Origin of the sequence: Nocardia niigatensis NBRC 100131 (assembly GCF_000308655.1) — a bacterium.
In the GTDB taxonomy this organism is placed as follows: Bacteria; Actinomycetota; Actinomycetes; order Mycobacteriales; family Mycobacteriaceae; genus Nocardia; species Nocardia niigatensis.
The window spans coordinates 266,701-286,859 of sequence record NZ_BAGC01000043.1 but is presented as its reverse complement, the minus strand read 5'-3'; the positions used below and the strand labels follow the sequence as shown (position 1 = coordinate 286,859).

15 protein-coding genes are annotated in these 20,159 nt (G+C 70.6%); 8 read left to right on the top strand and 7 right to left on the bottom strand.

The window, feature by feature from the left end; translation table 11 throughout:
* Window positions 1–13: 13 nt before the first annotated feature.
* Window positions 14–826, bottom strand: a complete 813-nt coding sequence (gene fdhD / locus ON33_RS18680) for a formate dehydrogenase accessory sulfurtransferase FdhD (protein ID WP_040860206.1) — start codon at window positions 824–826, stop codon at window positions 14–16.
* Entirely contained in the window at window positions 823–3,126 is a 2,304-nt protein-coding gene (locus ON33_RS18675; protein ID WP_040860205.1) for an FdhF/YdeP family oxidoreductase, read from the bottom strand. Before ON33_RS18675 ends, fdhD begins: the two co-directional genes overlap by 4 nt.
* 227 nt (window positions 3,127–3,353) lie before the next feature.
* Between ON33_RS18675 and ON33_RS18670 the strand changes: the two genes are divergently transcribed.
* Window positions 3,354–3,893, top strand: coding sequence for a hypothetical protein (locus ON33_RS18670; RefSeq protein ID WP_157184595.1), 540 nt, complete (start codon window positions 3,354–3,356; stop codon window positions 3,891–3,893).
* A gap of 138 nt (window positions 3,894–4,031) precedes the next feature.
* Entirely contained in the window at window positions 4,032–7,127 is a 3,096-nt protein-coding gene (locus ON33_RS18665) for an FAD-dependent oxidoreductase (RefSeq protein ID WP_040860203.1), read from the top strand.
* 32 nt (window positions 7,128–7,159) lie between these two features.
* Here ON33_RS18665 and ON33_RS18660 read toward each other — a convergent pair whose 3' ends face one another.
* Window positions 7,160–8,419 (bottom strand): FHA domain-containing protein, encoded by a 1,260-nt coding sequence (locus ON33_RS18660; protein WP_040860202.1) that lies wholly within the window; start codon window positions 8,417–8,419, stop codon window positions 7,160–7,162.
* A 200-nt stretch (window positions 8,420–8,619) separates the two neighbouring features.
* On the opposite strand from ON33_RS18660, the gene ON33_RS18655 reads away from it, so the two are divergent.
* Window positions 8,620–9,030 carry a hypothetical protein gene (locus tag ON33_RS18655; protein WP_040860201.1) on the top strand — a complete coding sequence of 137 codons (411 nt, stop codon included), beginning with the start codon at window positions 8,620–8,622 and terminating at the stop codon, window positions 9,028–9,030.
* A 27-nt stretch (window positions 9,031–9,057) separates the two neighbouring features.
* Here ON33_RS18655 and ON33_RS18650 read toward each other — a convergent pair whose 3' ends face one another.
* The gene (locus ON33_RS18650; RefSeq protein ID WP_040860200.1) at window positions 9,058–10,596 is read right to left on the bottom strand and encodes a glycerol-3-phosphate dehydrogenase/oxidase; all 1,539 of its coding nucleotides are present in this window, start codon (window positions 10,594–10,596) and stop codon (window positions 9,058–9,060) included.
* 59 nt (window positions 10,597–10,655) lie between these two features.
* Window positions 10,656–11,243: a TetR/AcrR family transcriptional regulator gene (locus tag ON33_RS18645; RefSeq protein WP_040860577.1), complete on the bottom strand. Its 588-nt coding sequence runs from the start codon at window positions 11,241–11,243 to the stop codon at window positions 10,656–10,658.
* A 128-nt stretch (window positions 11,244–11,371) separates the two neighbouring features.
* On the opposite strand from ON33_RS18645, the gene ON33_RS18640 reads away from it, so the two are divergent.
* Complete coding sequence (locus tag ON33_RS18640) at window positions 11,372–12,949, top strand: FAD-binding oxidoreductase (protein WP_040860199.1); 1,578 nt, start codon at window positions 11,372–11,374, stop codon at window positions 12,947–12,949.
* Between the two features lie 2 nt (window positions 12,950–12,951).
* Window positions 12,952–13,872 carry a diacylglycerol/lipid kinase family protein gene (locus ON33_RS18635; protein ID WP_040860198.1) on the top strand — a complete coding sequence of 307 codons (921 nt, stop codon included), beginning with the start codon at window positions 12,952–12,954 and terminating at the stop codon, window positions 13,870–13,872.
* 105 nt (window positions 13,873–13,977) lie between these two features.
* Here ON33_RS18635 and ON33_RS18630 read toward each other — a convergent pair whose 3' ends face one another.
* Both ON33_RS18630 and ON33_RS18625 read right to left on the bottom strand, forming a co-directional pair.
* Window positions 13,978–14,343, bottom strand: coding sequence for a hypothetical protein (locus ON33_RS18630; protein ID WP_040860197.1), 366 nt, complete (start codon window positions 14,341–14,343; stop codon window positions 13,978–13,980).
* 211 nt (window positions 14,344–14,554) lie between these two features.
* Window positions 14,555–15,190, bottom strand: a complete 636-nt coding sequence (locus tag ON33_RS18625) for a class I SAM-dependent methyltransferase (protein WP_040860196.1) — start codon at window positions 15,188–15,190, stop codon at window positions 14,555–14,557.
* 345 nt (window positions 15,191–15,535) lie between these two features.
* Here ON33_RS18625 and ON33_RS18620 point away from each other — a divergent pair, with 345 nt between their 5' ends.
* The 3 genes from ON33_RS18620 (at window position 15,536) to ON33_RS18610 (ending at window position 20,078) form a co-directional block, all read left to right on the top strand.
* Window positions 15,536–18,229, top strand: coding sequence for a valine--tRNA ligase (locus ON33_RS18620; RefSeq protein WP_040860195.1), 2,694 nt, complete (start codon window positions 15,536–15,538; stop codon window positions 18,227–18,229).
* A 74-nt stretch (window positions 18,230–18,303) separates the two neighbouring features.
* Entirely contained in the window at window positions 18,304–19,674 is a 1,371-nt protein-coding gene (gene folC, locus ON33_RS18615; protein ID WP_051152525.1) for a bifunctional tetrahydrofolate synthase/dihydrofolate synthase, read from the top strand.
* Window positions 19,671–20,078, top strand: coding sequence for a DUF4233 domain-containing protein (locus ON33_RS18610; protein WP_040860194.1), 408 nt, complete (start codon window positions 19,671–19,673; stop codon window positions 20,076–20,078). The genes folC and ON33_RS18610 overlap by 4 nt, the downstream gene beginning before the upstream one ends.
* Window positions 20,079–20,159 lie beyond the last annotated feature (81 nt).

Genomic DNA, 20,159 nt, shown 5'->3' with positions numbered 1-20,159 from the left:
GAACGGCCGAGGGCTACAGCGCGAGACGGTCCGCGCCGGTGTAGACGTTCATGGTTTCGCCGCGCAGGAAGCCGACCAGCGTGAGGCCCGCGTCAGCGGCCAGATCCACGGCCAGCGAGCTCGGTGCGGACACCGCGCCCATGACCGGAATCCCCGCCATGACGGCCTTCTGCACCAGCTCGAAGGAGGCGCGGCCGCTGACCATGAGGACGAGATCGTGTGCGGGCAGCCGATTCTCGCGGATCGCCCAGCCGATCAGCTTGTCCACGGCATTGTGGCGGCCGATGTCCTCGCGCACCGCCAGCGCCTCGCCCTCGGGGGTGAACAGGCCCGCGCCGTGCAGCCCGCCGGTGGCGTCGAAAACCCGCTGGCGGGAGCGCAGTTCGTCGGGCAGCTTGCCCAGGGTGTGGACGTCGACGCGGGTCGAGTTCGCGGGGATGGTATGCCGGATCCGGGTGCGCACCTCGTCGAGGGCGGTCTTGCCGCACAACCCGCACGCACTGTTGGTCAGGAAGGGCCGGGGCTGCACCGGGACCGGGGTCCGCAGCTGGATGTCGAGCACGTTGTAGGTGTTCTGCCCGTTCTCGTCGGTGCCCGCGCAGTAGCGGGCGCTGACGATGTCCTCGGCGGTGTCGATGATGCCCTCGGCGTAGAGGAAGCCGTGCACGAGGTCGATGTCCGCGCCGGGGGTGCGCATGGTGACGGTCAGCGACTGTCCGCCCGTGCGGATTTCGAGGGGTTCCTCCACCGCCAGGGTGTCGGGCCGGGTGACGGTGCCGGTGGGGGAGATGCGCAGGGTGCGGCGGCGGGCGGTGACTCGGCTCATGCGGTCGCGTGGGTGTGGCGTTCGAGGCGGATGGTGACCGCTTTGGAGACGGGCGTATTGGAGCGCCTGGCAACGTGGTCCAGTGGTATCAGGGGATTGGTCTCGGGATAGTAGGCGGCTGCATTGCCGCGCGGGGTGGGATAGGAGACCAGGCGGAAGCCGCTGACGCTGCGCTCGGTGCCGTCGCCGAACTCCGAGATGATGTCGACCAGGTCGTTCTCGGCGAAACCGAGTGCCGCGATGTCCTCCGGATGGACCAGCACCACCCGCCGACCGTTGTGGATGCCGCGGTAGCGGTCGTCCAGGCCGTAGATGGTGGTGTTGTACTGGTCGTGGCTGCGCAGGGTCTGCAGGATGAGCCTGCTCTCGGGGACCGGCAGCCAGTGCAGGTCGTTGACCGCGAAATTGGCCTTGCCGGTGGCGGTCCGGAATTCGCGGGCGTCGCGCGGCGGGTGCGGGAGCTGGAAGCCGTTGCGGCCGCGCACCTTCCGGTTGTAGTCGGCGCAGCCGGGCACCACCCGGGCGATGGCGTCGCGGATCTTGTCGTAGTCGCGGCGGAATTCGGCCCACGGCACGGCGTGGTCCGGACCGAACACGGCCTGGGCGAGCTCGCACACGATGGCGACCTCGCTGCGCAGCTGATCGCTCACCGGGTCCAGCCGGCCGGTGGACAGGTGCACCATCGACATGGAGTCCTCGACCGAAACCTGCTGGCGCACACCATCCTGCAGGTCCGCGTCGGTGCGGCCCAGGGTGGGCAGGATCAGGGCGGTGCGGCCGTGCACCACGTGACTGCGGTTGAGCTTGGTCGACACCTGCACGGTGAGCGCGCAATTGCGCAGTGCGGCCTCGGTGACCTCGGTGTCGGGGGTGGCGGAGACGAAGTTGCCGCCCATGCCGAAGAACACCTTGCCGTGGCCGTCGCGCATGGCCCGGATGGCATCGACGGTGTCCCAGCCGTGTTCGCGCGGGCTGGTGATGCCGAATTCGCGGTCCAGGGCGTCGAGGAAGGCGTCGGGCATCTTCTCCCAGATGCCCATGGTGCGGTCGCCCTGGACATTGGAGTGGCCGCGCACCGGGCACACGCCCGCGCCCGGCTTGCCGATCATGCCGCGCAGCAGCAGCAGATTGGTGGCCTCCTCGATGGTGGCGACGCCGTGTACCTGCTGGGTGAGGCCCATGGCCCAGCAGACGATGGTGGCCTTCGACCCGGCCAGCAGCTTCGCGGTGCGGTCCAGGTCTTCGCGGCTGAGGCCGGTGGCCCGCTCGACCACGTCGAGATCGACCGCGCGCATGTGCTTTTCGTAGTCGGCGAAGCTCGCGGTGTGCGCGTCGACGAAGGCGCGGTCCACGACCGTGCCGGGGGCCCGGTCCTCGGCCTCGAACAGCAGCTTGGCCAGACCCTGGAACAGGGCCATGTCGCCGCCGAGCCGGATCTGGAGGAAATCGTCGGCGATGGTGATGCCGCCGGTGAAGCCCTTCACGGTCTGCGGGTCCTTGAAGCCGATGAGGCCGGTCTCCGGCAGCGGGTTGACCGCGATCACGGTGGCCCCGTGCGCTTTCGCCTCGCCGAGGGCGGACAGCATGCGCGGATGATTCGTGCCGGGGTTCTGCCCGGCGACGATGATGAGGTCGGCCTTGGTGAAGTCGTCGATGGTGACCGAGCCCTTGCCGATGCCGATCGAGCTGGTGAGCGCGGTGCCCGAGGACTCGTGGCACATGTTGGAGCAGTCGGGCAGGTTGTTGGTGCCGAAGCTGCGGACCAGCAGCTGATAGAGGAACGCCGTCTCGTTGGCGGTGCGGCCGGAGGTGTAGAAGACGGCCTCGTCGGGGGAGTCCAGGTCGTGCAGGGCATCGGCGACCAGGCGGTAGGCCGCGTCCCAGCTGATCGGGGAGTAGTGGGTGTCACCCTCGCGCAACACCATCGGATGCGTGAGGCGGCCCTGCTGGCCGAGCCAGTAGCCGGACTTGCCGGCCAGGTCCTCGATGGAGTGCTCGGCGAAGAAGTCGGGGGTGACGGTGCGCAGGGTCGCCTCCTCGGCGACGGCTTTGGCGCCGTTCTCACAGAACTCCGCCGGCCGGCGGCGGCCGGTCGGTTCTGGCCAGGCGCAGCCCGGACAGTCGAAGCCGTGCCGCTGATTCACCCGGGTCAGCGTGCGCGCGGTCCGCGCCACGCCCATCTCCTCGACCGCGCGTTCCAGCGCGACGGTGACCGCCTTGACGCCCGCGGCTGCGGTCTCGGGCGCGGTGACGGTCAGCGCGGACTCGTCGATATCGCTTTTCGGCGCGGCACGATGCATGGTCGCGATTGTCCTCTCCGGCGTGGTGGGGCGTACCAGTCGGTACCCGCATCGTAGGTCGCGAAACGCGCGAGCTGGCGGACTGGTCGGTCGCAGGTGTGAACGCGCGTGATCGCCACCGCGATAGTCAGGGCGGCGGGGGCGTGGATGGCCTTACCATCGAACAAGCGAGGTCACGCCGAATGAAGAACCGTGCGCATTCTGATCGGCATGCCGGTGGGACCGGCATGCGAAACTGGCCCGCGAAGGACGCGGATCAGGCGACACTGTCGGTGGATGTGCTGGGGGTGCGGGCCGGCGGACAGGGCGGGGCTTTGCGGGGCGGCTCGGGGGAGTTGGCCGCGCCGGTGAACCAGTACGTGCTCGCGGGGCGGCTGACCGGCGAATTAGCGTTGTCCCGCAACGGATCCCAGACAGCCGCCTATCGATTCGGGGTGCGGACGCCACAGCGGGCCACGACCACCGCGACGGCGGTCGGCCTGCTGCTGCTCCTGCTGTCCGCCGCCGCGTACGCCGAATCGAACGCCCGCACCCTGCGACGCGGCGGCGCGCGCGTCGCCGCGACCGTCGGGCTGGCGATCAGTACGGGACTGCTCGGTGTCGCGGCAGCCGGGGCGGCGTGGGTGCTGCTCGGCCGCGAACCCACACTGCTCGGCGTGATCGGCTGCGCCGCAGGCGGAGTCGCCGCCGGACTGGCCGTCGGCTGCCGGCGGGTCGGCAAGCGGTACCGCTATCTGCGGGTGCAGCTGCTGCGGGAGCGTGCCTGACCGGCGCGCCGAGCGCGCGAGCGACACCGCGGCACGCGGGTCCACGGCACAGCGACGGTAATGGCGGGCCGGGTTTCCGGCGATATAGGCATGAGCGCGGCGAGGTCGAAGTCCGCGCCGGGGGAGAGGGGCTGGAGTATGGCGGGGCGGCCGGTCATCGAAATCCGGGAGTGGGGACGGCCCGCACGCCGGCGCATGCTCGACGGGCCCATCGTGTTCGGGCGCGACGGCAGCCACGAGGTGCTGGCCGACGGCGGCGTCTCGCGGCAGCACCTCCGGTTGGTGCCCACCCCGACGGCCCTGTCCGTGGTCGACCTCGGCAGCCGCAACGGCACCACGGTCAACGGAGTGGCACTGACCGGGCGGCGGGAACTCCTGACCGGCGACGTGGTCCGGTTGGGTCGCAGCGAGATCCTGGTGCTGCACACCCCGACCGGCGAACCGGACGAGAACGACCCGTCGGAGACCGTGCTCGGTCCGTCCGGAGCCATCCCGCGCCCGCCCGGCGGCGAGCCCGCCGCGCCCCCGCGCTGGGTGAGCGTCGCCAACCGCGTCCTCGGCCTCGACCCCACCGGCGAGCGAAACCTGTTCCCCGCCTTCACCGAACTGCCCAGCCGGATCCCGCTACCGGTCTGGCAGGCGGCGCGCTTCCTGAGCATCACCGCCTACGTGGCGCTCATCATCACGCTGTTCGCGCGGCCCGCGGGCGGGCTGTTCGTCTTCTTCAAGATCGTCGTCCCGCTGCTGCCCGGACTGTTCCTCATTGCACCGGGCCTGTGGCGCAACACCTGTCCGCTGGCCGCCACCAATCAGCTGCCGCGGCTGTTCCGCTTCACTCGCGCGCTCACGCCGTCGGCGTGGTTGCAGCAGCGCGGCTATCTGATCGCGGTCGCCCTGTTCTTCGGCATCGCCGGATCGCGCCTCGCCGGTCTGGACCGCAGCGGCCTCGCCACCGGCATCGTGCTGTCCGCGGTCCTGCTGGCCGCGTTCTCCGGCGGTGTCGTGTTCAAGGGCAAGAGCGGCTGGTGCAGCAGCATCTGCCCGCTGTTCCCGCTGCAGCGCGCCTACGGGCAGACACCGTTCGTCACCATCGCCAACAATCACTGCCGGCCATGCGTGGGCTGCGCCAAGAACTGCTTCGACTTCAAGCCGCGTGCCGCCTATCAGGCCGATATGGCCGACCCGGACGGCGGCTGGAGCGCGCCGCGCAAACTGTTCGCCGCCGCGCTGCCCGGGTTCGTGCTCGGGTTCATGGTGCTGGCCGGGTATCCGGGAGTGGCTGTGCCGCAACGCTACCTGGCGCTCGGTCTTGCCCTGCTGGTCGCGGTGGGCGTCTACTTCGCCGTCGAGGCGCTGACCGGGGTGAGCCCGGCGATGCTGTCGGCGGTGTACGCGGTGGTGGCCCTCAACGGCTTCTACTGGTTCGCGGGACCGGTGCTGCTCGGCTCGTTCACCACCATCACCGGAGTCGGGGACGTGGCCTGGTTGCGCTGGCCGATCAGCCTCTTCGTGCTGGCGGCGACCCTGCTGTTCCTGGCCCGCACGCGGATCAGCGAACTCCAGTACGCGCTCAGCACCGGGGCTCGCACCGAGCCCGTCCTGCTGCCCTTCCCACGGCCGCGCACCGACGACGACCATGCCACGACCCCGGCGGCCGCGGTGGACTTCGACGGCCGGACCGTGACCGCCGAACTCGGCGTGAGCTTGCTCGACCTCGCCGAGAAGGCGAACCTGCCGCTGGAGTCGGGCTGCCGCATGGGCGTCTGTGGCGCGGACCCCGTCGCCGTCCTCGAAGGTGGCGAGCAGCTCTGCGAACCGACGGGCGATGAGCGGAACACCCTGCGCCGGTTGGGATTCGCCGACAACACCCGCATGGCCTGCTGCGCCCGCGTGAACGGCGGCGGCATCCGGGTATCGCTCACCCCCGACTCCGGGCACGGCACCGGCGACCGCCCGGCCCACTTCGATCGCTCCCTGATGAGCCTGGTCGTCATCGGCACCGGCATCGCGGGCGTCACCGCCGCCGACTTCCTGCGCCGCGGCCACCCGGACTGCGAAATCCACCTGGTCGGCCGCGAATCCCACGACTTCTACAACCGCATGGGCATCTCCCGGCTCATACCCGGCCGGTCCGCCATGCAGGGCCTGCACCTGCTGCCCGAGCAGTGGTACGAGGATCACCGCATCACACCATGGCTCAATACCCTTGCGACACACCTGGATCCGCGAGCCCAGCGCGTCCACCTCGGCACCGGCGACGTGCTTCCCTACGACCGGCTCATCCTCGCGACGGGCGCCTCCGCCGCGCTGCCCGAGATCGCCGGACTGCACCGGCCCGGCAGCTTCGTGCTCCGCGAGGCCGGGGACGCCATGAACATCCGCGCCTACGCCCAGCAGCGGTCCTGCGCCCGCGCCGTCGTCGCGGGCGGCGGCCTGCTCGGACTCGAGGCCGCATACGCCTTGCACCAGTTGGGATTACGCGTCACCGTGCTCGAACGCGGGCAGCGGCTGCTCGGCAAGCAACTCGATCCGCGGGCGTCGGCCATCGTCCTCGACTACCTCACCCGGGCCGGCATCGAGGTCCGGCATCGGGCCGAGACCTCGTCGCTGACAGCCGATTCCAGGGCGGTCGGACCCGGCGGTCCGCGCGGGCCCGGACGGGACTCCGATCCGGTCCGGTCGGTGGTCCTGAAGGACGGCACGGTACTGCCGTGCGAAATGTTCCTCACCGCGACCGGCATCCGCCCCAATACCGACCTGGCCGCTCGCGCCGGAATCCCGGTCCGGCGCGGCATTCTCGTGGACGACCGCATGCGCACCGCCGCCCCGCACGTGTACGCGGCCGGAGACGTGGCCGAACATCGGGAGCGTGTGCTCGGCCTGTGGCCGATCGCCGCCGAACAGGCCCAGACCGCCGCGGTCAACGCGCTCGGCGGCGATCAGGTGCTGACCGCGGAGACGCCCGCCACCATCCTCAAGGGCGTCGGCCTGGAGCTGTTCAGCATCGGGCAGGTGGAGCCGGGACAGCATGACGAGGTGATCGTGGTCGACGACTCACCGCGGCGGTCCTATCGGCGGCTGGTGATCTCCGGTGGGCGTGCGGTCGGCGCGATCGTGCTCGGCCATCACGCCGCCGATGTGGTCGCCGCCCAGCAGGCCGTCCGCGCCCGGAAGGAGATACCGGGCAAGGCTCGGCACGCCCTGCAACGAGGGGACTGGTCCGCACTGCAGTAGCGACCTGCCGGCGCTCGGACCGCCGCGCGTGCCTACGCCGTGCGATAGGTGAGGATCCGCTCGCCGATGCGCAGGCTCCACCCGGCCTTCAACTCCATCGGCCGCTGCCCCACCCGAACCCAGTCCGCCGCACCGGGAGCCGCCACGAACGTGCCGCCCGGAGTGCCCGCGTCCCGCACGTACACCTGGCCGTTCTCGATGAACACCCGCGCGTGCACCCGCGACACGTGGCGATCCCGTGCGATCACGATGGGCGAGGCCACCGCGCGCCGCACCGCCTCGTCGATCATCGGATCGCGCCCGATCACATATGGGCGATCCAGCGGATACACCGCGCCCTCGGTACTGGTGAGCGCCCCGCCCGCCGCGGCCATGGCCGAGGTGGTGGGTGGCTGCGGTCCGGTGGCGGCCCGATTCGCGGGCTCCCCGAGACTGTCGGCCTCGGGACTGTACGCCGCGGTCGGCGGCTGATCCGCGGGATCCGGGCGGTCCTCGCGCCGTGCCCGGGCGCCCGAATCGGCCGCCGGGCCGGGCTTTTTCGCGAGATCCGGGCCGCCGGACCGGGGGCCGTGCGCCCGCTCGGGCGCCCTGCCGCTCTGCGCGGGGATGGCGCGTGTCTCGGGTGCGGCTTCGGCCTGCGCCTCGATCCGCGCCCGCAGATCCGGCGCGGGCGCGTTCGCACCCGTGTCGCTCGCGAGCCGGGAGCCCGGCGCCGGAGTGGTGGCCACATTGCGCGGATTCCCGGGCTCGGGTGCGGGTTCCGGCGGCGATTCGGGCGCGGCCTTCGGCGCGATCTCGGGGGCTCGCGGCGGCGTCACTCGCGAGATCGGGGCGTGCAGGACGAAACCGCCGCCGACCACCACCCCGGACCGCAGATCGGTGTGGGCGATCTCCCCGCCCACGCTGTCGGCGACCACGGTAAGGCGGCGCACCGGGTCCCGCACGATCTCGTCGGCCCAGGTCATGGCCCGCTCCCCGGACAGCAGGCGGGCGCCCTCGGGGCCGTCGACCGCGGCCGTCACCGGACCGCGCAGCAGGATCAGGATCCCGCCTGCCGTCGGCGCGACCACCCCGAAGGCGGGCGGCTGCGCGGAACTGCTGGTGAACACGGTCGCGGCGAGCCGCTGGGCGATCGCCGCCCCTGGATCGGCGGCACTCGCCGCGGTCTCCGCCGCACCGAGTATCCGTTCCGTGGACGGGCTTTCACCGTGCAGGAAGATCACCACATCGCCGAACCGGGCGACCAGTCCAGCCCCGGGTACCAACCCGACCGTCGTCGGAATCCGGCCCATCCGCGCCTCCCTCTCCCGGCGCCCACAACATCGCAGCCAAGCATAGGACCGTTCCACGGCCCGGGCATACGCCCCGGCCGCCGCGACACGCAGTCCACGGGATTGCCGGAATGCCACCCACAGCCGGGACCAGGGCGCGAGGATCGAGGCATCGTGCCGGCGCATCCGGCTCCGGCGTCACCCGATGAGGACCGAACCATATGAGGGGCACGATCATCAGGACCACCACCGCCGTCGCGCTCGGCTGCGCCGCGTTCGCCACCGTCGCCGGACTGGCCGCGCCCGCCGGCGCGACCGCCACCCGGGTCGGCATCGACCCCGGCATCAGCTTCGGCCCGGCCACCAACTACGGCACCGGCTGCAGCTACGACATCGACGGCATCGTCGACGACCCGGTCACCCCGGTCGTCTTCTACGACAACAGCGTTCCCTTCGCCTACGCGCACCCCTCCGGTTCGCTGGCCCAGACCCGCTGGACACCCACCACCCCCGGACCGCACCGCCTGCAGGTCTGGCAGCACCGCCCCGACGGCCAGGACATCTTCCCGTACGTCGACATCCAGGTCGGGACAGGATTGCCGACCGGTTCGGGCTGCGGCGTCACCAACTAGACGCCATCCGGCGTCGCCGACGGGCCGTTAGGCGAAGGCCGCCTTCGCGGCGGGCTCGGCAGCCTGCCGGTCCGATGAGACGAGTCCGATCCGGGTCCGGCGGTCCAGGAGGTCGGCCGGGTCGAGAGCGCCCTCGTGGGCGACGGCGAAGGCGAATTCGGCTGCCGTGACATCCATTCCGGGTGCCACTTCGGCCGCCAGGCTCGGATGCTGCTCCGCCAGCGCGAGCACCTCGGTCGCCTCGCTGCCGTAGCGCTCGACCAGCCGCGGCGGGGCCTGGATGGCATCGCGGGCCGCGCCGGACACCGCGCCCACCAGCGGCAGGGTGCGGGTGCGGCAGGGTGCGGCGGCCAGGTGCGCGTGCGCCACCGCGGCGTCCACCGCGTCTTCGGCCATCTTCCGATAGGTCGTGAGCTTTCCGCCGACCACGGTGATGACGCCGGTGGGGGAGGTGAGGACGGCATGCTCGCGCGAGATGTCGGCGGTGCTGTCGTCGCCGGTGCGCAGCAGCGGCCGCAGGCCCGCGAAACTGCCGCGAATATCGTTGCGGCTCAGCGGCTCCCGCAGCACCGTATTGACGGTGTCGAGCAGGAAGTCGATCTCGCCGTCGGTGGCGTGCGGGATGTCCGGCACCGGGCCGGGCGCCTCCTCGTCGGTGAGCCCCAGGTAGACCCGGTTGTGCGCGGCCGGGAACGCGAAGATGAAACGACTGGTGCTGCCCGGGATCGGCACGGTCAGCGAGGCGGTGAGACCGCCGAACGCGGCCGCGTCGAATACCAGATGGGTGCCGCGCGAGGGCCGCAGTTCGATGCTCGGGTCCACCTGGTCGGCCCACACTCCGGTGGCGTTCACGACGGAACGTGCTGTCACGTCGAGGGTTTCGCCGGTCAGCGTGTCGGTCAGCGTGGCCCGCTCGCCGGTGACATTCGTGGCCTCGACCCGGGTCAATACCGTCGCGCCCTCCCGCGCGGCCGTACGCGCGATGGCGACCACCAGCCGCGCATCGTCCACCAGCTGCCCGTCCCAGGCCAGCAGTCCGCCGCGCAGCCCGGCCCGGCGCACGGTCGGGGCCAGCCGCAGCGCCTCGGCCGCCGCCACCCGCCGCGACCGCGGCAGCACCGAGGCCGGAGTTCCCGCCGCCCGGCGCAGCACGTCGCCGGCCAGGAAGCCGGTGCGCACCAGCATCTTCTGCGCCGCACCGATACTCGGCAGCAACGGCACCACCTGCGGCAGCGCCCGGGTCAGATGCGGCGCGGTGCGGGTGAGCAGGATGTCGCGCTCGACCGCGCTCTCGTGCGCGATCCCGACCCCGCCGCTGGCCAGATATCGCAGCCCGCCGTGCACCAGCTTGGAACTCCACCGGCTGGTGCCGAACGCGAAGTCGTGCTTCTCCACCAGGACCGTCCGCAGGCCGCGCGCGGCGGCGTCCAGCGCGACGCCGACACCGGTGATGCCGCCGCCGATGACCAGCACGTCGATGGCCGTGCCGGCACCGAGTGCCGACAGCTCTCGCCGCCGTCGTGCCGCATTGAGCGACGAGTCGGGCCGGGCCGTATTCGCAGTCATGGGAAGGCCTTTCGATCAGTGGCGCTGTCGGTTGTCGAGAAGGTGGTGCCCGGTGCCGGTCAGGGCGTGCCCGGGGTCAGGTAGCCGTGCAGGGCGTGCGCGAGTTCGGTATCGAGGTGGTCGCCGTCCAGCACCGGGGCGAAGGTGGTCGCCGACTGGACCGCGGACTGGGCCATCAGCAGCAGCATGGCGGCCAGGTGCCCGGGATCGCCGTCGCGAATCGACTTGTCGGCCTGGCCTGCTCGGACGGCCTCGGCGAACAGCTCGATGAGGGCCCGCTGGTTGCGGCCCAGCCGCTCGAACACGTAGGTCAGCATGATGTCGGTGTCGGCGCGGAAGATCTTGGCGAACAGGGGATTCCGGCGCATTACCGCGCCGCCGCCGACGATCGCCCCGACCAGCCGTTCGCGCGCGGTCCCGGTGCTGGGTGCGGTGTCGGCGATGATCTCACGCAGTTCCCGCACCAGCAGGTCCGCCACCAGGGAGCCGGTGTCGGGCCAGCGCCGGTACACGGTCGGGCGGCTGACGCCGGCGCGGCGGGCCACCTCGGTCAGGGTGGTGCGCCGGACGCCGAATTCGGCCACGCAGGCGCGTGCCGCGTCGAGGATGGCCCGATCGACGGCGGAGGATGGTTCGGTCGAACTCATGGTTGCCACCACCGGAGAGTAGTTTTCGTTACTGCTTGACATTCTATGTCAGACTGTAACGCATGGTCGACACACAAGCAGCTGCCGCATCCACGGAAAACCCGGGCGAGCCGCAGGTTCGCGCGAGTATGGTGTGGGACGCCTGGGGCTCCCCGTCCGGACACAAACCGCTGTCCGAGCAGATTCGGGGACTGCTCGCGCAGGTTTTCGGGGTGTCCGGCCAGCCGGTGACCCGTCGCGATGAGGGCGACGTGCCACTGCGCGCCTCGGCGCTCACGCCGGAACAGCACGCCGGGCTCGTCGCGGTGGTCGGCGCCGGGAACCTGACGATCGACCATCGCGACCGCCTGCTGCACGCCGGCGGCAAATCCACCCCCGACCTGCTACGCCGGCGCGCCGAGGGGGAACAGGACGCCCCCGACGCCGTCGTCTTCCCCGCCGATCACGACCAGGTCCTCGCGGTGCTGAAGTACTGCTCCGCCAAGGGAATCGCGGTCGTGCCCTTCGGTGGCGGCACCAGCGTCGTCGGCGGCCTGGATCCCGCGCGCGGCCGCTTCCCGGCCGTCGTCGCCCTCGACCTGCGCCGCCTCGACACCCTCACCGACGTCGACCCGGTCAGCGGCACCGCCACGCTGGGCGCGGGCCTGTCCGGCCCGCAGGCCGAGGAACTGCTTGCCCGCCAAGGGCTTTCGCTCGGCCACTTCCCGCAGAGCTTCGAGTACGCCACCATCGGCGGCTTCGCGGCCACCCGCTCCTCGGGCCAGGCCTCGGCCGGCTACGGCCGCTTCGACGACATGATCCAGCGGCTCCGGATCGCCACGCCCGCAGGCGATCTCGACCTGGGCCGCGCGCCCGCCTCGGCCGCCGGACCCGACCTGCGCGAGCTGTTCTCCGGCTCGGAGGGCACCCTCGGCATCATCACCGCCGTCACCCTGCGTGTGCACCCCGTCCCGGAGACCACCGGCTACCAGGCCTGGTCCTTCCCCGACTTCGCCACCGGCGCCAACGCGCTGCGCACCGTCATCCAGGCCGGGGCCGCCCCCACCGTCATGCGCCTGTCCGACGAGGCCGAGACCGGCCTGAACCTGGCCCGCGCCGGGGACATCGGCGGCGCGCCCGTCGGCGGCTGCCTCGCGGTCACCACCTTCGAGGGCACCGCCGCGCACGTGGCCGCCCGCAGCGCCGAGGCCGCCGCGCTGCTGGCCGCCGCCGGCGGCACCGCGCTCGGCGAAACCCCGGCCCGGGAATGGGAACACGGCCGCTTCGCCGCCCCCTACCTGCGCGACGCGCTGCTCGACGTCGGCGTGCTCTGCGAGACCCTCGAAACCGCCACCAGCTGGGCCGATCTCGCCACCCTCAAGGCGAAGGTGACCGCGGCGCTGACGGATTCGCTCACCGCCCAGGGCACCCCCGCGCTGGTCATGTGCCACATCTCGCACACCTATCCGACCGGCGCCTCGCTGTACTTCACCGTCGTCGGCAAGCAGGCCGCGGACCCGATCGCGCAGTGGGCCGTCGCCAAGCGGGCCGCGGGCGACGCCATCGTCGCCGCGGGCGGCACCATCACCCACCACCACGCCGTCGGCGCCGACCACCGGCCCTGGATGACCGACGAGATCGGCGATCTGGGTGTGCAGGTGCTGCGCGCAGTGAAGAATGCGGTCGACCCCGCCGGAATCCTCAACCCCGGGAAGCTGATTCCGTGACAATGATGCGCTCCATCGCCCTGGTGACCAACCCGCTCTCCGGTCACGGCAAGGGCACGCTGGTCGCCGTGGAGGCGGCCAACCGGTTCACCGACCTCGGCGTCCAGGTCACCGAGATCCGTGGGAAGTCGGCCGCCGAGAGCGAACGGCTGGTCCGCAAGGCCCTCGCCGACCCCGACGACCGCCCCGACGCCGTGGTGGCGGCGGGCGGCGACGGACTGGTCGGCGTGGTCCTGCAGGCTCTGGTCGGCACCGGCGTCCCCCTGGGCCTGGTCCCCGGCGGCACCGGCAATGACCTCGCCCGCGAACTCGGCATCTCCGACGACACCGCGGCGGCGGTGGCCACCGTACTGGCCGGCCGCACCTGCGCCATCGACCTCGGCACCGTCGAAACCGAGGAGTCCGGACGCGCCGTCTGGTTCGCCACCGTCACCGGCACCGGCCTCGACGCGCGAGTCACCCTGCGCGCCAACGCCCTGCGCTGGCCCAACGGACCCATGCGCTACACCGTCGCGGCCCTGCTCGAACTCGCGGGCAAGCTGGCCGTGCCGTATCGCATCGAGCTGACCGGCTCGCCGGACCAGCCCGACGACACCGTCCTGGAATTGGACGCGGTCATGGTGGCGGTGGGCAATACCCGCACCTACGGCGGCGGCATGCTCATCTGCCCCGACGCCCACATCGACGACGGCCTCCTGGACCTGACGGTGGTCGGGGCGATGTCCCGGCGGGAGATGCTGCGCCTGCTCCCGACCCTGTCCTCCGGTAAGCGCATCGACCATCCGGCCGTGGTCCAGTACCAGGCCCGGGAGATCCGACTCACGGCTCCCGGCGCGCCCGTCACCGCCGACGGCGACCCGGCCGGACTGCTCCCGGCGCTCTTCCGTGCCGTCCCGGGCGCCTTGGACGTGTTCGTCCCCTGACCCTCGGCGCCGGATCGGGATTGCGATCCGGGGAAAAGCAGTGCGCCCCATGCCTTTCGGCTTGGGGCGCACTTGTCGTTCGAGCTGTGTCGAGGCCGGGGAGATTCACCAGACCTGGAAGACGGCCAATCCCTTCGGGGCCAGCACCACATCCACCGAGCCGTCGGGGTGCGACGCGGCCTCTCCGATGATCGCGGGCATGTCCGCGAACACGGCGCCGTTTTTCTGGGTGAGCTGCGAATCGGGTTCGAGCCCCACAATCAGGGAATTGCGCGGCACATACCGTTCGACCAGCGCCGGAATCGGACTGTCGGCCAGGGCCTGCGTCTCGCCGTGGTTCAGTTCCACCCCCGCCGCGCCGACCTCTGGAATCACGAATGGGGTTGCGGCGGAGGCGGTTCCGGCCGCCATTGCGGCCAGACCGAGCCCAGCGCAGGCGGCCGCGGTGAAGACGAAGGTTCGAACACGCATGATTACTCGCTTTCCAGCGGCGGGAAGATGTCCTGCGAAGCTGATTCGATACTGCGGTGAACTGTCGCGGCTGGGCCCAGCCGGATAGCCAGAACACATCACCGCAGGTGATCATGCAAGGGTTGTGTGAATTATGCCACTTTCACTTGAAAAAGTGACGCAGGTCACATGCTCTGGCCGGGCAAATGCGATAGCACGGTCGGCGGGCCGACTAGGACGGGCGTGCAATGAGCAAGTGCCCGGGGATCGGCTTCGACGGCAGGGTCTGCTGGTCGACCGTCAGCCCGGCCCGCTCCAGCGCTTCCCTCACCTCGGAGACCGGGCGGAGCGTGAATCCGTAAGGGGTGAAAGGCATTTTCGCCATGACATCCGGGTCGCCGATGCCGATCACCAGGCGGCCCTTGGGTGTGAGGACGCGAGCCAGCTCGGCACAGGCGCGGTCCAGATCCGGCACGAAATAGATGGTGTTGCAGGTGATTACGGCATCCAATGCGGCGTCGGGGAGCGGGAGCTCGGTCAGCGAGCCCTCGACCAGACGCAGACGATCGGACGCGAGGTCGGCCGCGAACTCCGAACGAGCCCGCGCCAGCATGTCGGGGGAGAGCTCGACGCCGGTCACCGTGCCGGCGCCGACCCGGTTCAACAGCAAGGTCAGGCCGATGCCGCCGCCGAATCCGATATCGGCGGCCGCGTCACCGGCGGCGGCCTCGGTCGCGGCCACCGCGGCCTCGATCATCGGCCGATTGCCGCGATTGAGGAACCGCGCCACACCCTTGCCCAGCAGGCCGTGCGGATTTCCCAGCTGCCCGGCGACCGTCGACATCACCCGCGAGACAATCGGATTCATGCCCGACAGGCTACCCGCCGGGGCCCCTCAGCGGCCTCGCAAACCGCTTGTCACGACGCGAAAACAATGCGGCGAACGCAACGCGCATGCAACGAAATCTGGTCTACCCTGGCCCATTTGGGCCAGAACCTGAGAATTGCCTTTGGATCCGGGAACCGGGCCCGAAACGGCGGTAGGCTGACCATCGAGGGCGAGGCTTCCGGTGTCCCTCATCCGTCGGAAGCCTCGCCCTTCGGCTATTCATCCGAGCCCGATCCCCCGGTGATCCGGGCCCCCTCCGGCGGTAAATCGGGCCTAGGAAAAACCCGGTCGTTCGGCGATAATCCCAGCCCTTAGAATCGACCGGTGACCAGCGCAGCCTCTGAGAACCCGCGTAATCGTGCCGATGCCCTCCCCAAGAGCTGGAACCCCAGCGACGTCGAGGCCGACCTGTACGAGCGCTGGGTAGCCGCCGGTTACTTCACCGCCGACCTGGGCAGCGCCAAGCCCGCCTATTCGATCGTGCTGCCCCCGCCGAACGTCACCGGCACCCTGCACATGGGCCACGCCCTCGACCACACCCTCATGGACCTGCTCACCCGCCGCAAGCGCATGCAGGGCTTCGAGGTGCTGTGGCTGCCCGGCATGGACCACGCCGGCATCGCCACCCAGACCGTGGTGGAGAAGCAGCTCGCCGTCGACGGCAAGACCAAGGAAGACTTCGGCCGCGAACTGTTCGTCGACAAGGTCTGGGACTGGAAGCGCGAATCCGGCGGCCAGATCCAGGGCCAGATGCGCCGCCTCGGCGACGGCGTCGACTGGAGCCGCGACCGCTTCACCATGGACGACGGGCTGTCCCGCGCCGTGCAGACCATCTTCAAGCGTCTCTACGACGCGGGCCTCATCTACCGCGCCGAGCGCCTGGTGAACTGGTCGCCGGTGCTCGGGACCGGCATCTCCGACCTCGAGGTCGACCACAAGGAGGTCGAGGGCGAGCTCGTCTCCCTGCGCTACGGCTCGCTGAACGACGATGAGCCGCACGTGATCGTGGCCACCACCCGCGTGGAGACCATGCTCGGTGACACCGCCGTCGCGGTGCACCCCGACGACGAGCGGTACCAGGCCCTCATCGGCACCACCGTCTACCACCCGATCACCGGCCGCCAGATCCCGATCGTCGCCGACGACTATGTCGATCCCGAATTCGGTTCGGGCGCGGTCAAGATCACCCCGGCGCACGACCCCAACGACTTCGAGCTCGGCCTGCGCCACAACCTGCCCATGCCGACGATCATGGACAAGTCCGGCAAGATCGCCGACAGCGGAACCGAATTCGACGGCATGGACCGCTTCGAGGCGCGGCTCAAGATCCGCGAGCGGCTCGAGGCCGAAGGCCGCGTGGTCGGGCGCAAGTACCCCTACATCCACCAGGTCGGTCACTCCGAGCGCTCCGGCGAACCCATCGAACCGCGGCTGTCCATGCAGTGGTGGGTCAAGGTCGAGGGCATCGCCAAGGCCGCCGGCGACGCGGTGCGCAACGGGGACGTCAAGATTCACCCCGCGAGTCAGGAACCGCGCTGGTTCGAGTGGGTCGACAACATGCACGACTGGAACATCTCGCGCCAGCTGTGGTGGGGTCACCGCATCCCGATCTGGTACGGCCCCGAGGGCGAGATCGTCTGCGTCGGACCGGACGAGCAGGCCCCCGAGGGCTACGTCCAGGACCCGGACGTGCTCGACACCTGGTTCTCCTCGGGCCTGTGGCCCTTCTCCACCATGGGCTGGCCGGACGCGACTCCCGAACTGGCCAAGTTCTATCCGACCAGCGTGCTCGTCACCGGTTACGACATCCTCTTCTTCTGGGTCGCCCGGATGATGATGTTCGGCATGTTCGTCTCCGACGACCCGGTGCTCACCGCGGGCAAGAACGCGAAGCAGGTCCCGTTCCAGGACGTGTTCCTGCACGGCCTGATTCGCGACGAACACGGCAAGAAGATGTCCAAGTCGCGCGGCAACGGCATCGACCCGCTGGACTGGATCAACGAGTACGGCGCGGACGCCACCCGATTCACCCTCGCCCGCGGCGCCCAGCCCGGCGGCGACCTCTCGGTCGGCACCGCGCACGTGACCGCCTCGCGCAGCTTCATCACCAAGCTGTTCAACGCCACCAAGTTCGCGCTCATGAACGGCGCGCAGCCGGGTGAACTGCCCGCCCGCGACACCCTCACCGACACCGACCGCTGGATCCTCGACCGCCTCGACGAGGTCATCGCCGAGGTCGACGCGGCCCTGGACCGCTACGAGTTCAGCAAGGCCCTCGAGGGCCTCTACCACTTCGCGTGGGACGAATTCTGCAGCTGGTACCTGGAATTGGCGAAGGTGCAGTTCGCCGAGTCCGAGGAGCGGGCCGCGAGCACGCGCACCGTGCTCGGCACTGTCCTGGACGCCGTGCTGCGCCTGCTGCACCCGGCCGTCCCGTTCGTCACCGAAACGCTGTGGCAGGCCCTCACCGAGGGCACCGAGGGCGAGTCCATCGTCGTCTCGGCCTGGCCCGCCGTCTCCGGCGCCACCCCGGATGCGGTTGCGGAGCGCCGGGTTTCGGACACCCAGAAGCTGATCACCGAGATCCGCCGCTTCCGCTCCGACCAGGGCCTGGCCGACAGTCAGAAGGTGGCCGCCAAGCTCAACGGCATCGACACCGCCGACCTGCTCGCCCAGGAAGCCGGAATCGTCAACCTGGCCAAGCTCACTCCGGCCGGTGACGGGTTCGCCGCCACCGCCTCGCTCGAGGTGCGCCTGAGCACCGCCACGGTGACCGTCGAGATCGACACCTCCGGCACGGTCGACCTCGACGCCGAGCGCCGCCGCCTGGAGAAGGACCTCGCCGCCGCGCAGAAGGAACTGGCCGGCACCACCGGCAAGCTCGGCAACGAGGCGTTCCTGGCCAAGGCTCCCGAGGACGTGGTCGCGAAGATCAAGACGCGCAAGGAGATCGCCGAGGGCGACGTCGAGCGCATCACCGCCCGCCTCGCCGAGATCGCGAAGCTGGCGGCCCAGTGAACGACGAGCCGGAGCGTCAGTACTCGGAGGGCGCCTCGCTGACCAGCGGCACCTCGCCGGTGGACCTGGCCGAAATGGCGCTGGTCGAGGCCGAACTCGACCAGCGCTGGCCGGAAACCAAGATCGAACCGTCGCTCACCCGCATCGCGACCCTGATGGACCTGCTGGGCTCACCCCAGCAGGGCTACCCGGCCATCCACGTCGCGGGCACCAACGGTAAGACCTCGGTCACCCGCATGATCGACTCGCTGCTCACCGCGCTGCACCGGCGCACCGGGCGCATCACCAGCCCGCACCTGCAGCTGGCCACCGAACGCATCGCCATCGACAACGCGCCCATCACCCCCGGGCGCTACGTCGAGGTGTACCGGGAGCTGCTGCCGTTCATCGAGATGATCGACGCGCAGTCCGCGGCGGCGGGCGGCCCGGCCATGTCCAAGTTCGAGGTGCTCACCGGCATGGCGTACGCGGCCTTCGCCGAAGCGCCGGTCGACGTGGCCGTGGTGGAAACCGGCATGGGCGGACGCTGGGACGCCACCAATGTGATCGACGGCCAGGTCGCCGTCATCACCCCGATCGGGTTGGACCACACCGACTATCTCGGCCCCGACCTCACCTCGATCGCGGGGGAGAAGGCCGGAATCATCAAGCGGGCCGTCGAGGACGAACTGTCCCCGCGCGACACCGTCGCCGTCATCGCCCAGCAGGAACCCGAGGTCATGGACGTCCTGCTGCGCCGCGCCGTCGAGGTCGACGCGGCCGTCGCGCGCGAAGGCGCTGAGTTCCAGGTGCTTTCGCGTCGCGTCGCCATCGGCGGGCAGATGCTGGAACTGCAGGGGCTCGGCGGCGTGTACGACGAGATCTTCCTGCCCATGCACGGCGAGCACCAGGCCCGCAACGCGGTGCTGGCGCTGGCCGCGGTCGAGGCGTTCTTCGGTGCGGGCGCGTCCCGGCAGCTCGACATCGACGCTGTCCGAGCCGGATTCGCGAACGCCATCAGCCCCGGCCGCATGGAGCGCATGCGCAGCGCGCCCACCATCTTCATCGACGCCGCCCACAATCCGCACGGCGCCAAGGCCCTCGCGGCCACGCTGACCAGCGAATTCGACTTCCGCAAACTGGTCGGCGTGATCGCGGTGCTGGGTGACAAGGACGCGGCCGGCATCCTCGACGCCCTGGAACCGGTCTTCGATGAGATCGTCGTCACCGAGAACGGCTCCCCGCGCGCCCTGCCGGTCGACGACCTGGCCAACCTCGCGGTCCAGCGCTTCGGTGACGAACGGGTGGCCGTCGCACATGACCTGGCCGACGCCATCGAGACCGCCATCGCCCTCGCCGAAGGCGGGGAGGACGGCGAGCTGGTCTCCGGTGCGGGCATAGTCATCACCGGGTCGGTCGTCACCGCCGGGGCCGCCCGCAGCCTGTTCGGAAAGGATCCCGCATGACCTCCGACGCCCAGCCCGACGTCCCGCCGCCCGCCACCGACCCGTGGAAGGGCCTGCGCGGCGTCATGGCCGGCACCCTGGTCCTGGAAGCCATCACGGTCCTGCTCGCCCTGCCGGTGATCAGCGCTGTCGGCGGCGGCCTGCGCTGGTGGTCGGTGCTCTACGTCGTCGGCCTGGCCGTGATCATGTTCCTGGGCGCGGGCCTGCAGCGCCGCCCCTGGGCCATCCCCTTCAACCTGGCCCTGCAGGTGGCCCTGCTGCTGGGCGGCTTCATCCACATCTCGATCCTGGTGATCGGCGTGGTCTTCGTCGCCGTCTGGATCTTCGTCCTCTTCCTGCGCGCCGATGTGAAGAAGCGCATGGAAGCCGGTACCCTGCCCAGTCAGCGCATGTCCGGGGCCTGAGTTCCCCCGCTGCCCGCATCTTCAGCGCCCGGCTTCGGAGCCGTATCCAGTCCCATTCGCGTGCCGGCCGTCAGGTGCGGG